The organism is Rhodococcus sp. 5G237 (genome assembly GCF_053764735.1).
The window spans coordinates 138115-151716 of sequence record NZ_JBSNCD010000008.1; the positions used below are offsets into that span (position 1 = coordinate 138115).

Genomic DNA, 13602 nt, shown 5'->3' on the forward strand with positions numbered 1-13602 from the left:
GACGTCCTCCTCGGAGGACGTCCCCGTCGATCCACTCGTCTACCGGTGTGCGCCCACCGGTTCGGGCTCCGTTGCCCGCTGCCGCTCCGTCTGCTCGGTCAGCAGGTGGCCGAACAGACCCCCGGCGCGCAGCCATTCCCACTCGAGGGGAGTGTCGATCCGACAGAGCGCCGTGCCCTCCCACGCGATCTCGCCCGCACGGCGGACCCGGACGGTGATCTCGGTGGTCGATCCGAGATCGGCCAGTCCGATCAGGTCGATATCCTCACTGCCGTCGAAGGTCTCCGGGGTGGGTCCCTGCCACTGGATCGGCAGGACGCCCATCGCGACCAGATTGGTGCGATGGATGCGTTCGAAGCTACGGGCGAGGACCGCGCGGATGCCGAGCAGCCGAGTGACCTTCGCGGCCCAGTCCCGCGCCGATCCGGCGCCGTACAGTTCACCGGCGACCACCACGACCGGCGTGCCCTGCCGGCGGTGGTACTCGGCGGCCTCGTGGACGGGCACCGGCTCCTCACCGGGTGCCGTGCGCGTCCAGCCACCCTGCTTCTCGGGCACGAGCAGATTTGCGAGGCGGGTGTTGGCGAAGCCACCCCGGATCATGACGTCGTGATTGAGCCGCCGGGAGCTGAAAGTGCCCAGCGCCCGGTCGCCCACACCGCGCTCGCGGAGCCAACGCCCTGCTGCGGAGTCCGGCAGGACCCGTGCGACCGGCGAGATGTGGTCGGTGGTGACCGCATCGCCGAGGACCAGCAGAGGCCGCGCGGTCAGATCCCCCGTGAGGGTGGGAGACGTCAGCTCCGGGTCGGTGAAGGGCGGGCGACGGATGCTGCCGGCCTCCCCGTCCCAGCGGTAGTGCTCGCCGCGCGGGTACTCGAGTTCCTGCCAGCGCGTGGTGGTCAACTCCCGGTGCGCGTCGCGCCCGAGTGCGGTGGCCTCGTGCTCGGCCAGCAGCGCGTCGATCTCCTCGTCGGAGGGCCACAGGTCGGCGAGGGTGACGTCGGTGCCGTTCTCGGCCCGCCCGATCGGTTCGCTCGTCACGTCGATGCGGACGTTGCCCGCGAGGGCGTAGGCCACGACCATCGCGGGGGAGGCGAGGTAGGCGTGTGCGACGGCCGGGTGGATGCGTCCGGTGAAGTTGCGGTTGCCCGACAGCACCGCCGCGAGCGCGGTGTCCTTCGCCCGGTCGGCTCCGGACAGGGCCGGGCTGAGCGGCCCGGAATTGCCCATGCAGGTGCCGCATCCGAATCCCGCGACCTGGAAGCCGAGCCGGTCGAGGTGGTCCTGCAGACCCGCCGAGGCCAACAGATCGGCGGCCGCCCGCGAGCCGGGCGTGAACGACGTCTTCGTCCAGGCCGGCGGACGCAGACCGGCCGCGACGGCGTTGCGCGCCAGCAGACCCGCTGCGACCAGCGATCGGGGATTGGACGTGTTGGTGCAGCTGGTGATCGCGGCGATCGCAATGTCGCCATCGAGCGGTCCGCTCTCGCCGCGGGAGGCCGGAACCTCGGCGGGCGACAAGGCGTCGTGCGGCCGGGACGGTCCGGCGAGGGTGGTGGTGATGCTCCCGAGGTCGATTGACAGACCGGTCTCGAACCGGGGTGCCGGGCTGCTCGGGGTGCGGAACAGACCCTGGGCTCTCAGGTACTGCTCGGCGAGCCGGACACGCTCGGGGGAGCGGCCCGTTGCGGCCAGGTACTCGATCGTCCGGCGATCGGCGGGGAACCACGCCATCGTCGCCCCGTATTCGGGTGCCATGTTGGCGACGGTTGCGCGGTCGGGCACCGACAATGCCTCCAGGCCCGGACCGTGGAACTCGACGACGGCGCCGACGACGTTCAGTGCGCGCAGCTTCTCGGCGAGGGTGAGGGCGAGATCGGAGGCGAACACCCCGGGGGCGAGACGTCCGGTGAGCTCGACGCCGACGACGCGGGGCACGCGGATCATGACGGCCTGCCCGAGGGCCGCGGCGGTGGCCTCGATGCCGCCGACGCCCCAGCCGGTGACGCCGAGAGCGTTGATCATCGTGGTGTGCGAGTCGGTGCCGACCAGGCTGTCCAACGCTGCGACGTGACGGCCCTCGGATTCGGTCGTGGTCACGACCGGTGCGAGGACCTCGAGGTTCAGCTGGTGACAGATGCCGAGCCCCGGCGGCACGACACGGAGACCGGGAAGCCGGTCCTGCGCCCAGCGCAGGAAGCGGTACCGATCGCGGTGACGCTCGTACTCCAGATCGATGTTGTGAAGTGCCGCTTCGGGATTCGCGTATTCGTCCACCTCGAGTGCGTGATCCACGACCAGGTCGAGGGGCAGCGCCGGTTCCAGTGCGGACGTGTCCAGACCCTCGGCCCGGGCACGTTCGAGCAGGGTGATCATGTCGGCCAGCACCGGGATGCCCGAGGCGTCCTGGAACAGCACGCGACCCGGGAAGAACGGGATCGCGGCCGTCTCGTCGCGGCGGGTGACGGCGTGGACGTGCTCGGGCAGCGCCTGCGGATGACCCTGGTGACGCAGGATGCCCTCGACGAGCGTCCTCAGCGACCACGGCAGGTCGGAGATCGGTCCGGCGCCGTGCGCTTCGGCCTCGGCCAGGCTGTAGTAGTGCAGGGGAGTGCCGGCCTCGTCCGCGACCGGCAGAGCGGTCAGAGAGCGGAAGGGATCGGTCGTCATACCGCGCCTTCTTCCCGGAAGCGGGTGATCTGCTCGTCGCTGAAACCGATCTCGCGGAGGATCTCGTCGGTGTGCTCTCCGAGCGTCGGCGGTGCAGTATCGGGACGGACCGACTCACCGTCGACGTGCGTGGGCAGACCGAGGACCTGGACGGTGCCGGATCCGGCCGCCACATCCAGTTCGGAGATCAACCCGCGGTGGCGGATCTGATCCGAGCGCAGCGCTTCCGACACCGGAGCGACGGGCGCAGCAGGAACGCCGGTGTCGAGCAGAATCTCGTCCCACTCGGCCGCCGTCTTCTCCTTGAGCGAGATCTCCAGTTCGTCGCGCAGGATCTCGCGGTTGCGCTTGCGGTCCTCGCGGGTGACGAAACGGGGGTCGGTGACGAGCTCCTCGCGGCCGAGCACCGTGCACAGGATCTCGTACTGTTCCTGCTTGTTCGCCGCGATGTTGAGGACACCGTCGGCAGTCCGGAACGCACCCGACGGCGCCGAGGTCATGTTCTCGTTGCCCATCGGTACCGGCTCCTTGCCGGTCACCAGATGGTTGGAGACCACCCAGCCCATCGAGGTGATGGCCGCGTCGAGCATCGACGTGTCCAGATACGCGCCCTGCCCGGTCTGTCGCTGGCGGACGATGGCGGCGCACACCGTCATGGCCGCGGCCATACCGCCGAAGCTGTCGCAGACGGGATATCCGACGCGCAGCGGCGCGGATTCGGTGTCGCCGGTGACGCTCATGATGCCGGACAGTCCCTGGACCACCTGGTCGTAGGCGGGTCGGCTGCTCATCGGGCCGGTGGCGCCGAATCCCGAGACAGCGCAGTAGATCAGGCGCGGATTGAGTTCGTGCAGGCGTTCCCAGTCGAAGCCGAGGCGGGCGAGCACGCCCGGGCGGAAGTTCTCGAGCAGCACGTCGGCGTCCGCGAGTAGCTGCTCGAAGACCTTCTTGCCACCCTCGGTCTTGAGGTTGACCGTGACCGAGCGCTTGCCGGCGTTCTGGGCGAGGAAGGACACCCCCATGTATTCGGCGCTGAGGTCGGGATCGGCGCCGAGCTGGCGGGCCAGGTCGCCGCTGCCGGCGGTCTCCACCTTGACGACATCCGCGCCGAGCAGGGCCAGTTGGTAACCCGCGAAGGGGCCGGCCAGAACGTTGGTCATGTCGAGGACGCGCACGCCCTCGAGAAGGTTTGTGGTCACAGGAAGGCCTCCACGGTTCCGAGCCCGGCAGCACTGATCTGCCGGGCGGTGTCGGTTACGGCATCGACATAGGCGGCGACCCGGTCGGCGGTGAAGCGCGACGTGGGGCCACTGATCGACAGGGCTGCGATGACACGGCCGTCGGCGGACAGGATCGGCGCGGCGACCGCGGAAGCGCCGAGCTCCCGATCGCCGTGGGTGATGGCGTAACCCGCCTCCCGCGCTCCGGCGGCCTCGGACCTCAGGTCCGCCGTGCTCGTCGTGCCCTCCTGCTCGGCGAGAGCCTGAAGGACGTCGTCCGGGCAGCCACCGAGCAGGATCCGGCCGGCGGCGCCGACGACGAGCGGGTACTGCGCGCCCACCTGGACGACGCTGCGGACCGTCGTCGTGCCCTCGACCTGAGCGACGGAGAGGCGGTGCAGGTCCTGGCGGATGTAGATGTTGACGGTCTCTCCGCATCGATCGCGCAGTTCCGTCATCGATCGCCGTGCCTCGGCACCGATCTCCCACATCGCGTCGGCCAGACCGATCCAGCGGAGGAAGGCGGGGCCGACGCTGTAGGTCGTCGAGTCGCCACGGGTGGCGACGATCCCCTGCGTCGTGAGGGTGCCCAACAGACGCACCACCGTCGACTTCGGGAGCCCGGTGATCCCGACGAGTTCGCGCAGCGTCCGGATCGGGTGCTCGGCGTCGAATGCGTTGAGCAGATCGAACGCGCGGGCGACGCTCCGCACGCCGCCGTCGGCTCCGGTGACCGTCGATGCCTGTGTCATGCGAGTCACTCTAGGTCCGTATAACGGTTCCGACAATCCATAGAATGGATCAAACGAGCATTTCCCCTGGAAGGCTCCCTGGACGTTCCGCTGGATGAGAGAAAGTGGTGTGTTCGTTCCGTCTTGTGGAACGTCCGGCCGTGGGGTGAACCACCCTCACGGAAGGCTCCTCCCACGGTGGAGCAGTCGCGTCGCCGGCGTCGGCTACGGTGACCCGGTGCCTCTCGTGATCACCACCGTGAACGTCAACGGCGTGCGCGCAGCCGCAGCCAAGGGTCTCGTCGACTGGCTCGCCTCGTCGGCCGCCGACATCGTGTGCCTGCAGGAGGTGCGTGCCACCGAGAAACAGTTCCACGCCGCGATCGCCCCGGCACTCGAGGCCGGATGGCACTGCGTCGGCGCGGAGTCCTCGACCAAGGGCCGTGCCGGGGTGGCGATCCTCTCGCGCGTACCGGCGGACGCGGTCCGCGTCGGATTCGACGTCGACGAGTTCGCGTCGGCCGGCCGCTACATCGAGGCCGACTTCGGCGATGTGACGGTGGGAAGCCTCTATCTGCCGACCGGTGAAGCGCAGACGCCGAAGCAGGACGAGAAGGAACACTTCATGAAGAGCTTCGCGACCTACCTCGCCGAGCGGTACGCCGCGGTGACGGCCGCAGGTCGCGACATGGTGGTGTGCGGCGACTGGAACATCGCTCCCACCGAGCGGGACATCAAGAACTGGAAGGGCAACGTCAAGAAGTCCGGCTTCCTGCCCGAGGAGCGCGCGTGGGTCGGCGACCTCCTCGAGGCCGGTTGGCGCGACGTGGTGCGCGACCTCCACGGCGACGTCGCAGGCCCCTATTCGTGGTGGTCGTACCGCGGCAAGGCATTCGACACCGATGCAGGCTGGCGCATCGACTACCACCTCGTGACCCCGGGCCTGGCGGCCCGCGCGACCGAGGCTCGCGTCGAACGCGCAGCGAGCTACGACCAGCGTTGGTCCGACCATGCGCCGGTGACGGTGACCTTCGATCGCTGACCGCTTCAGCGGATCGCCGTAGAAGTGCCCACCTCGGTGGCAGCGCGGCGTGGCCTGCGTGGAATCATCGACGGCATGTCGAGCACTGCAGAACAGAACGCCACGAAGCCGAAGGCCCGCCCCCGTGTGCTGTCCGGCATCCAGCCCACCTCGGATTCGTTCCACCTCGGGAACTTCCTCGGGGCGCTGGCACAGTGGGTTCCGGCGCAGGACGAGAACGACGCCTTCTACTTCATCCCCGACCTGCACGCGATCACCGTTCCGCATGAGCCGAAGTTGCTGCGCAAGCGCGTGCTCGTCTCCGTGGCGCAGCTGCTCGCGATCGGTATCGATCCGGAGAAGTCCGTGCTGTTCGTGCAGAGCCAGGTGCCCGAGCACGCCGAGCTCGCCTGGATCCTGAGCTGCATCACCGGTTTCGGTGAGGCCAGCCGGATGACGCAGTTCAAGGACAAGTCGGCCAAGCAGGGCACCGAGCACGCCGGAGTCGGCCTGTTCACCTATCCGATCCTCATGGCCGCCGACATCCTGCTCTACCGCGCGAGCCACGTGCCGGTGGGGGAGGATCAGCGTCAGCACCTCGAACTCACGCGAGATCTCGCGCAGCGCTTCAACTCCCGCTTCGGCAAGACCTTCGTCGTCCCCGAGCCGACGATCGTCAAGGAGACCGCGAAGATCTACGACCTGCAGGATCCGACGTCGAAGATGAGCAAGTCCGCGGCGACCGACGCGGGCCTGATCAACCTGCTCGACGATCCGAAGGTCTCGGCGAAGAAGATACGCTCCGCGGTGACCGACAACGAGCGTGAGATCCGTTTCGACCGCGAGAACAAGCCCGGTGTGTCGAACCTGCTCACGATCCAGTCGGCGCTGTCGGGTCGCAGCATCGACGAACTCGTCGCCGGCTACGAGGGCAAGGGTTACGGCGATCTGAAGGCCGACACCGCAGAGGTCCTCACCGAGTTCGTCACGCCGATCCGCACCAAGGTCGACGAGTACCTGGCCGACCCGGCCGAACTGAACCGCATTCTCGCGGGCGGCGCGGACCGCGCTCGCGAGGTCGCATCCCGCACCTTGGCGCAGGTCTATGACAAGGTGGGTTTCCTGCCGCGGACCTAGACGAAGGAGCATCTGGATGGCCGGCGAACCCGACGAGAAGCCGGGATTTCTCGAACGTCAACGCGCGGCCCATCCGGTGCTCGACCGCGTCCTTCGGGCCGGGGTGCGGTACCAGGAGAACAAGGGCGACTACTACGCGGCCGGCCTGACCTACTTCACGGTGCTGGCGATCGTCCCGATCATCATGGTCGTGTTCTCTCTGGCCGGGTTCGTGCTCGCCGGGCGACCCGAACTGCTCGACCAGATCCGGCAGATCATCTCCGAGAACATTCCCGGTCAGCTCGGCGGCACCGTGCAGAGCCTGATCGACTCGGCGATCGAATCCCGCGGCGCCGTCGGTCTCATCGGTCTGCTCACCGCCTCGTATGCCGGTCTGGGTTGGATCACGAATCTTCGCGAAGCCCTCACCGCCATGTGGGAGCACCCGCGCGACAAGGGCAACTTCTTCGTGGTCAAGCTGCGCGACGGCGGCGCACTCCTCAGTCTCGGCCTCGCGATGACCGTGTCGCTGGGGCTCTCGGCGCTGAGCAGTGGGCCGATCGCGCGCAGGATCGTCGAGCTGCTCAACATGGAGAATCTCGTCGGCATCGGCGTGGGTCTGCGCATTCTGGCACTGGTGACGGCCACCGCCGCCACCGCTCTGGTATTCACCTGGGTGATCGCCCGCCTGCCCCGCGAACCTGTTCCGTTCCGTAGTGCGCTCGTTGCGGGTCTGATCGCCGGGATCGGTTTCGAGCTGCTCAAGCAGACCGGCTCGATCTACCTCGAACGTGTCCTCAACGGACCGGCGGGCGTCGCCTTCGGCCCGATCCTCGGCATCCTCGTGTTCGGTAACCTCACGGCCCGGCTGGTGCTCTTCTGCACCGCATTCGCAGCGACGTCCCGGGCCAGCCTCGCACTCGCCCACCATCCCGCGCCTACGGGGGCGGTCATCACGCCCCGCCTCGAGGTGCACGAGGGCCTCGACGCGCGCCGCAGTGCTGCGCTCCTCGGTGCGGGCGTGGCCGGTGGACTCCTCGCCGGGCTGCGATTCCGGAGGAAATGAGCGAACTCCCGGGGTGAAAACCCGGTTCGGGGGTGCCGATCGTGCCGCGGACGGACGACGATGGAGGCGTGGCAAAACAGACGCGATCCGCCGCGCCCCGACGCTCGTTCCGGGTGACTCCCCGCAGAGTGCTCGCGGCCGTCCTGGTCCTGCTCGCCGCGCTGTTCGTCCTCCAGAACCGCAACAGTACGAGCATCGACCTCTTCTGGATCTCGCTGCAGGCGCCGCTGTGGTTGGTCCTCGTCGTCATCTTCGCGGTCGGGTGGGTCGCGGGTTTCCTGTTCGCCCGCGGCCGCTGATCCCCATCAGCTCGGCCACCGGAAACAGAGCACAGGGGAGTGGGCACAGACGACAGCAGGTCCGTCCCCGAAGGGACGGACCTGCTGTCGTGCGAGGTGATCAGCGAGCGAACATGAGCGCGCGCTTGACCTCCTGGATCGCCTTCGTCACCTGGATGCCACGGGGGCACGCGTCGGTGCAGTTGAAGGTGGTGCGGCAGCGCCACACGCCTTCCTTGTCGTTGAGGATGTCCAGACGCTCGGAGGCACCCTCGTCACGCGAATCGAAGATGAACCGGTGCGCGTTGACGATCGCGGCGGGGCCGAAGTAGCTGCCGTCGCTCCAGTACACCGGGCACGAGGTGGTGCAGCACGCGCACAGGATGCACTTGGTGGTGTCGTCGAACCGGGCACGGTCGGCCTGCGACTGGATGCGCTCGCGGGTCGGCTCGTTGCCGGAGGCGATGAGGAACGGCTTCACGGCGCGGTAGGCGTCGAAGAAGGGCTCCATGTCGACGACGAGGTCCTTCTCGACCGGAAGGCCACGGATCGGCTCGATCGTGATCGTGACGTCCTTGCCGTTCTTGTCCAGCATGTCCTTCATGAGGATCTTGCAGGCGAGACGGTTGACGCCGTTGACACGCATCGCGTCCGAGCCGCACACGCCGTGGGCGCAGCTGCGACGGAAGGTGAGCGTGCCGTCGAGGTAACCCTTGACGTAGCCCAACAGGTTGAGCAGACGGTCGGACGGCAGTGCCGGCACCTGGAACGAATCCCAGTGCTGACCCTTGTCGTCCTCCGGGTTGAACCGGGCGATCTTGAGGGTGACCATCGTCGCGCCCTCGGGCACGGGTGGCAGTGTCGACGCGCCCGTGTCGGTCTTCTCGATGGTTGTCATCAGTACTTACGCTCCATGGGCTCGTACCGGGTCTGGACCACCGGCTTGTAGTCCAGGCGAATGTCGGAGATCAGTTCCTCGCCCACCTTGTACGCCATGGTGTGCTTGAGGAAGTTCTCGTCGTCGCGCTTCGGGTAGTCCTCGCGGGCGTGTCCGCCACGCGATTCCTTGCGGTTCAGCGCGCCGACGACGGTGACCTCGGCCATCTCGAGGAGGAAGCCGAGCTCCAGCGCCTCGAGCAGGTCGCTGTTGTAGCGCTTGCCCTTGTCGTGGACGGTGATCTCCTTGTAGCGCTTCTTCAGCTCGTGGATGTCGTTGAGCGCCTGCGTCAACGTCTCCTCGGTGCGGAACACCGACGCGTTGTTGTCCATCGTCTGCTGCAGCTCGGTACGGATGTCGGCCACCCGCTCCTTGCCACCCTGGTGCAGGATCAGATCGAGCCAGTCGTCGACGTACTTCGTCGGCTGCTCGGGCATCTCGACGTGCTTCGTGCTGTTGGCGTACTCCGCGGCGGCGATGCCGGCGCGACGACCGAAGACGTTGATGTCGAGCAGCGAGTTGGTGCCGAGACGGTTGGCGCCGTGGACGGACACGCACGCGCACTCGCCGGCCGCGTACAGGCCGGGCACGACGTTCTCGTTGTCGCGGAGAACCTCGCCGTCGACGTTGGTCGGGATACCGCCCATGACGTAGTGGCAGGTCGGGAACACCGGCACGAGCTCGGTGACGGGGTCGACACCGAGGTAGGTGCGGGAGAACTCGGTGATGTCCGGGAGCTTCTCCTCGAGGACGTCCTCGCCGAGGTGGGTCACGTCGATGTAGACGTAGTCCTTGTTCGGTCCGGCGCCGCGACCCTCGAGCACCTCGAGCACCATCGAGCGGGCGACGATGTCGCGGGGCGCGAGGTCCTTGATGGTGGGGGCGTAACGCTCCATGAACCGCTCGCCGTCGGCGTTGCGGAGGATGCCGCCCTCACCACGCACGGCCTCCGAGATGAGGATGCCGAGACCGGCCAGGCCCGTCGGATGGAACTGGTGGAACTCCATGTCCTCGAGCGGCAGGCCCTTGCGGAAGATGATGCCGAGGCCGTCACCGGTGAGGGTGTGGGCGTTCGACGTCGTCTTGTACATACGGCCCGAGCCGCCCGTCGCGAAGACGATGGCCTTGGCGTGGAAGACGTGGATCTCGCCGGTCGCGAGCTCGTACGCGATGACACCCGTCGCGACGGGACCGTTCTCGGTCTCGGTGAGGGTGATGTCGAGCGCGTAGAACTCGTTGAAGAACTCGACGTCGTGCTTGACGCAGTTCTGGTACAGCGTCTGCAGAATCATGTGGCCGGTGCGGTCGGCGGCGTAGCACGCGCGACGGACCGGGGCCTTACCGTGGTCGCGGGTGTGGCCACCGAAGCGACGCTGGTCGATCTTGCCCTCGGGCGTCCGGTTGAACGGAAGACCCATCTTCTCGAGGTCGAGAACGGCGTCGATGGCCTCCTTGGCCATGATCTCCGCAGCGTCCTGGTCGACCAGGTAGTCGCCACCCTTGACGGTGTCGAAGGTGTGCCACTCCCAGTTGTCCTCTTCGACGTTCGCGAGGGCGGCACACATGCCGCCCTGAGCGGCGCCGGTGTGGCTGCGGGTGGGGTAGAGCTTCGTGAGCACTGCGGTGCGCGCACGCGGGCCGGCTTCGATGGCCGCGCGCATGCCGGCGCCGCCGGCGCCGACGATGACTACGTCGTAACGATGTTCCTGCATGAAGGTTCGGCTCCCCTAGCTCGCCGTGATGTTCGGGTCGAAGGTGAAGATCACGTAGGTGCCCAGGCCCATGATCAGGATCATCGACACGACGAGGATCGTGTTGAGCCAGAACCGGGTGGAGTCCTTACGTGCGTAGTCCGCGATGACGGTGCGCAGACCGTTACCGCCGTGGAGCTGCGCGAGCCACAGCATCGACAGGTCCCAGATCTGCCAGAACGGGCTGGACCAGCGGCCTGCGACGAACGCGAAGTTGATGCGGTGCACGCCGTCATCGAGCATCAGCATGATGAAGAGGTGACCGAGGACCAGGATGATCAGGGCCAGGCCGGACAGGCGCATGAACAACCAGGCGTAGAGCTCGAAGTTGTTCTTCGCGGCGCGACGCGGCGAGCGCGGGTTGTCCAGACCGGCGGGCCGGTCGTATTCCTTACCGAGGGTCTTCGCTTCGGTCATGTCAGTGCCCCGCAAACGTGTTGTAGAGGATGCGAACGGACGCGGGGATCATCACCACGAACCAGATCGCGAGGATCGTCCAGAGCATCACGCGCTGGTACTTCGGGCCCTTCGACCAGAAGTCCACGAGCATGACCCGCAGGCCGTTGAGTGCGTGGTACAGGACCATCGCGACCAGGCCGAGCTCCATGAGGCCGACGATCGGATTCTTGTACGTTTCGATCACCGCGTCGTAGGTCTCGGGGTTGACCCGGACGAGTGCGGTGTCGAGGACGTGGACGAAAAGGAAGAAGAATGTCGCCACGCCGGTGATCCGGTGCAATACCCAGGACCACATGCCGGGGTCTCCCCGGTAAAGCGACCGTGTGCGCCCCGCCTTTGCGGGGGCGGCTTCAGTCGTGCTGCTCATCGAGTGCTGTGCCTCCAACGTCAATGGTGGACGCGTCGAGCTGCTCCTACCTGTGGGGGATTCCGCAGTACGGGCCCGACGTGAACCTGAACCGACTTGGATCGACTCTAGACCCATCCCAAACTCGGGAACTAATCTCCTGCCCCGTTCGTACAGGGCTCCAAATGCGAAGTTAGGTTTGCCTTTCCAACTGTGATCTGGCGCGGTGGGGGTCGCCTACCGTCGTCCATGCCACCGTGACAGGATGGTGAACCATGCCGGACATCGACTGGAAAATGTTGCGCGCCAAAGCACATGAGGTGATGAGTCGAGCCTACGCTCCCTACTCCGGGTTCCCGGTGGGGGCTGCCGGCCTCACCGTCGACGGTCGGACGGTCCTCGGGTGCAATGTGGAAAATGTCTCACACGGACTGGGTCTGTGTGCCGAATGTGTACTCGTCGGTAACTTGTTCGCCCAGGGTGGAGGCCGTCTCCGGGCCGTTGCCGTCTGCGACTCCCGAGGCCACGTCCTGACCCCGTGCGGCCGATGCCGGCAGGTGCTTCTCGAACACGGCGGCCCCGATCTCGAGGTCGACGCCCAGGGCGGCCCGCGTCGCCTCTCCGATCTCCTCCCCGACGCGTTCGGCCCCGACGATCTCGCGGCCGTGCGGGAGAACGAGGACCGCCGTGCCTGACATCGTCACCGTCATCCGCCGCAAGCGCGACGGCCACGAACTCTCCGGCGCCGAGATCGACTGGGTCATCGAAGCGTTCACCCACGGCATCGTCTCCGACGCCCAGATGGCGGCCCTGGCGATGGCGGTCTGGTTCCGCGGCATGAGCCGGGCCGAGACGGCACGCTGGACCACCGCAATGATCGACTCCGGTCGTCGCCTCGATTTCTCCGCTCTCGGCCTGCGTACCGTCGACAAACACTCGACAGGCGGTGTCGGGGACAAGATCACCCTGCCGCTCGCACCGCTCGTCGCGGCCTGCGGCGTCGCGGTCCCGCAACTGTCGGGCCGCGGTCTCGGTCACACCGGCGGCACCCTGGACAAGCTCGAGGCGATCCCCGGCTGGAAGGCCGATCTGACCACCGCGGAGATCGCCGAGATCCTCAGCGACCCGGCCGTCGGTGCGGTCGTGTGCGCGGCGAGCGCCGATCTCGCCCCCGCCGACCGCAAGCTCTACGCGCTGCGCGACGTCACCGGAACCGTCGAATCGATCCCGCTCATCGCCAGCTCGATCATGAGCAAGAAGATCGCCGAGGGCACCGGAGCCCTCGTCCTCGACGTGAAGGTCGGCAGCGGCGCCTTCATGAAAGAACTCGGCGAGGCCCGCGAGCTGGCGCGCACCATGGTCGAACTCGGCACCGACGAAGGGCTGCCCACGACGGCCCTGCTCACCCGCATGGACAGCCCGCTCGGGCGCACGGCGGGCAACGCGCTCGAGGTCCGGGAGGCCGTCGAGGTGCTCGCCGGCGGCGGACCCGACGACGTCGTCGAGCTGACCCTGGCCCTGGCCCGCGAGATGCTCGCCGCCGCCGGTGTCGATGACGTCGATCCCGCCGACCGGCTGCGGGACGGCACCGCGATGGACCGGTGGAACGCGATGATCGCCGCCCAGGGTGGCGACCCCGCAGCGCCGTTGCCGGTCGCGACCCACACCGAGACCTTCCACGCCCACGCGGACGGAGTGCTCTCCGAACTCGACGCGTACGAGGTCGGCATCGCCGCGTGGCGACTCGGAGCCGGCCGCGAACGACAGGGTCAGGACGTCCAGCCCGGGGCCGGTATCGAACTGCACGCGGTCCTCGGTGATCGCGTTCGCGCGGGGCAACCGATCGCCACGCTGCACACCGACACTCCGGGACGCATCCCCGACGCGCTCGCCGCTCTCCGCGCCGGGGTCCGCATCTCCGACACGGCACCCGATCGGCAGCCGCTCGTGATCGAACGGATCCGGGCGTAGGGGCTCGGCGGCCGGAGACCGAGCGGAACCGGCCGC

General features: G+C 67.7%; 13 protein-coding genes. 6 read left to right on the top strand and 7 right to left on the bottom strand.

Translation table 11 applies throughout. From position 1 onward, the window contains the following. Window positions 1-39: 39 nt before the first annotated feature. From acnA to ACWPOC_RS19765, 3 genes are read right to left on the bottom strand one after another with little or no spacing between them, the layout of a single operon-like run. Entirely contained in the window at window positions 40-2670 is a 2631-nt protein-coding gene (gene acnA, locus ACWPOC_RS19755) for an aconitate hydratase (protein WP_230788694.1), read from the bottom strand. After that, the gene (locus tag ACWPOC_RS19760) at window positions 2667-3869 is read right to left on the bottom strand and encodes a CaiB/BaiF CoA transferase family protein (RefSeq protein WP_120279914.1); all 1203 of its coding nucleotides are present in this window, start codon (window positions 3867-3869) and stop codon (window positions 2667-2669) included. Before ACWPOC_RS19760 ends, acnA begins: the two co-directional genes overlap by 4 nt. Next, on the bottom strand, window positions 3866-4642 hold the full coding sequence (locus ACWPOC_RS19765) for an IclR family transcriptional regulator (protein ID WP_455409208.1): 777 nt from the start codon (window positions 4640-4642) through the stop codon (window positions 3866-3868). Before ACWPOC_RS19765 ends, ACWPOC_RS19760 begins: the two co-directional genes overlap by 4 nt. Before the next feature lie 217 nt (window positions 4643-4859). On the opposite strand from ACWPOC_RS19765, the gene ACWPOC_RS19770 reads away from it, so the two are divergent. The 4 genes from ACWPOC_RS19770 to ACWPOC_RS19785 all read left to right on the top strand — a co-directional run bounded on the left by ACWPOC_RS19770 (window position 4860) and on the right by ACWPOC_RS19785 (window position 8123). Then, window positions 4860-5663 (top strand): exodeoxyribonuclease III, encoded by an 804-nt coding sequence (locus ACWPOC_RS19770; protein WP_455409209.1) that lies wholly within the window; start codon window positions 4860-4862, stop codon window positions 5661-5663. A 75-nt stretch (window positions 5664-5738) separates the two neighbouring features. Continuing rightward, on the top strand, window positions 5739-6779 hold the full coding sequence (gene trpS / locus ACWPOC_RS19775; RefSeq protein ID WP_120283541.1) for a tryptophan--tRNA ligase: 1041 nt from the start codon (window positions 5739-5741) through the stop codon (window positions 6777-6779). A 16-nt stretch (window positions 6780-6795) separates the two neighbouring features. Continuing rightward, window positions 6796-7824 carry an inner membrane protein YhjD gene (gene yhjD / locus ACWPOC_RS19780; RefSeq protein WP_120279911.1) on the top strand — a complete coding sequence of 343 codons (1029 nt, stop codon included), beginning with the start codon at window positions 6796-6798 and terminating at the stop codon, window positions 7822-7824. Between the two features lie 68 nt (window positions 7825-7892). Further along, window positions 7893-8123, top strand: coding sequence for a LapA family protein (locus ACWPOC_RS19785; protein ID WP_238588590.1), 231 nt, complete (start codon window positions 7893-7895; stop codon window positions 8121-8123). Window positions 8124-8223: 100 nt separating this feature from the next. Here ACWPOC_RS19785 and ACWPOC_RS19790 read toward each other — a convergent pair whose 3' ends face one another. Genes ACWPOC_RS19790 through sdhC form a run of 4 tightly spaced genes read right to left on the bottom strand, consistent with a single transcriptional unit; the run spans window position 8224 to window position 11616 of the window. Continuing rightward, window positions 8224-9000, bottom strand: a complete 777-nt coding sequence (locus ACWPOC_RS19790; protein ID WP_006550125.1) for a succinate dehydrogenase iron-sulfur subunit — start codon at window positions 8998-9000, stop codon at window positions 8224-8226. Then, on the bottom strand, window positions 9000-10751 hold the full coding sequence (gene sdhA / locus ACWPOC_RS19795; RefSeq protein WP_006550126.1) for a succinate dehydrogenase flavoprotein subunit: 1752 nt from the start codon (window positions 10749-10751) through the stop codon (window positions 9000-9002). The genes ACWPOC_RS19790 and sdhA overlap by 1 nt, the downstream gene beginning before the upstream one ends. Before the next feature lie 15 nt (window positions 10752-10766). Further along, a complete protein-coding gene (locus ACWPOC_RS19800) occupies window positions 10767-11207 on the bottom strand; it encodes a succinate dehydrogenase hydrophobic membrane anchor subunit (RefSeq protein ID WP_159417852.1) in 441 nt (146 codons plus the stop codon). A gap of 1 nt (window position 11208) precedes the next feature. Then, window positions 11209-11616: a succinate dehydrogenase, cytochrome b556 subunit gene (sdhC, locus tag ACWPOC_RS19805; RefSeq protein WP_159417853.1), complete on the bottom strand. Its 408-nt coding sequence runs from the start codon at window positions 11614-11616 to the stop codon at window positions 11209-11211. A gap of 254 nt (window positions 11617-11870) precedes the next feature. Between sdhC and ACWPOC_RS19810 the strand changes: the two genes are divergently transcribed. Next, window positions 11871-12290, top strand: a complete 420-nt coding sequence (locus tag ACWPOC_RS19810; protein WP_159417854.1) for a cytidine deaminase — start codon at window positions 11871-11873, stop codon at window positions 12288-12290. Continuing rightward, window positions 12283-13566: a thymidine phosphorylase gene (locus ACWPOC_RS19815; protein WP_455409210.1), complete on the top strand. Its 1284-nt coding sequence runs from the start codon at window positions 12283-12285 to the stop codon at window positions 13564-13566. Before ACWPOC_RS19810 ends, ACWPOC_RS19815 begins: the two co-directional genes overlap by 8 nt. Window positions 13567-13602 lie beyond the last annotated feature (36 nt).

What these genes read in the sequence shown, in the direction of transcription:
- trpS (WP_120283541.1), top strand. Translation starts at nt 5,739, where the DNA reads ATGTCGAGCACTGCAGAACAGAACGCCACGAAGCCGAAGGCCCGCCCC.
- ACWPOC_RS19790 (WP_006550125.1), bottom strand. Translation starts at nt 9,000, where the DNA reads ATGACAACCATCGAGAAGACCGACACGGGCGCGTCGACACTGCCACCC.
- ACWPOC_RS19800 (WP_159417852.1), bottom strand. Translation starts at nt 11,207, where the DNA reads ATGACCGAAGCGAAGACCCTCGGTAAGGAATACGACCGGCCCGCCGGT.
- ACWPOC_RS19810 (WP_159417854.1), top strand. Translation starts at nt 11,871, where the DNA reads ATGCCGGACATCGACTGGAAAATGTTGCGCGCCAAAGCACATGAGGTG.
- sdhA (WP_006550126.1), bottom strand. Translation starts at nt 10,751, where the DNA reads ATGCAGGAACATCGTTACGACGTAGTCATCGTCGGCGCCGGCGGCGCC.
- sdhC (WP_159417853.1), bottom strand. Translation starts at nt 11,616, where the DNA reads ATGAGCAGCACGACTGAAGCCGCCCCCGCAAAGGCGGGGCGCACACGG.
- yhjD (WP_120279911.1), top strand. Translation starts at nt 6,796, where the DNA reads ATGGCCGGCGAACCCGACGAGAAGCCGGGATTTCTCGAACGTCAACGC.
- acnA (WP_230788694.1), bottom strand. Translation starts at nt 2,670, where the DNA reads ATGACGACCGATCCCTTCCGCTCTCTGACCGCTCTGCCGGTCGCGGAC.
- ACWPOC_RS19765 (WP_455409208.1), bottom strand. Translation starts at nt 4,642, where the DNA reads ATGACACAGGCATCGACGGTCACCGGAGCCGACGGCGGCGTGCGGAGC.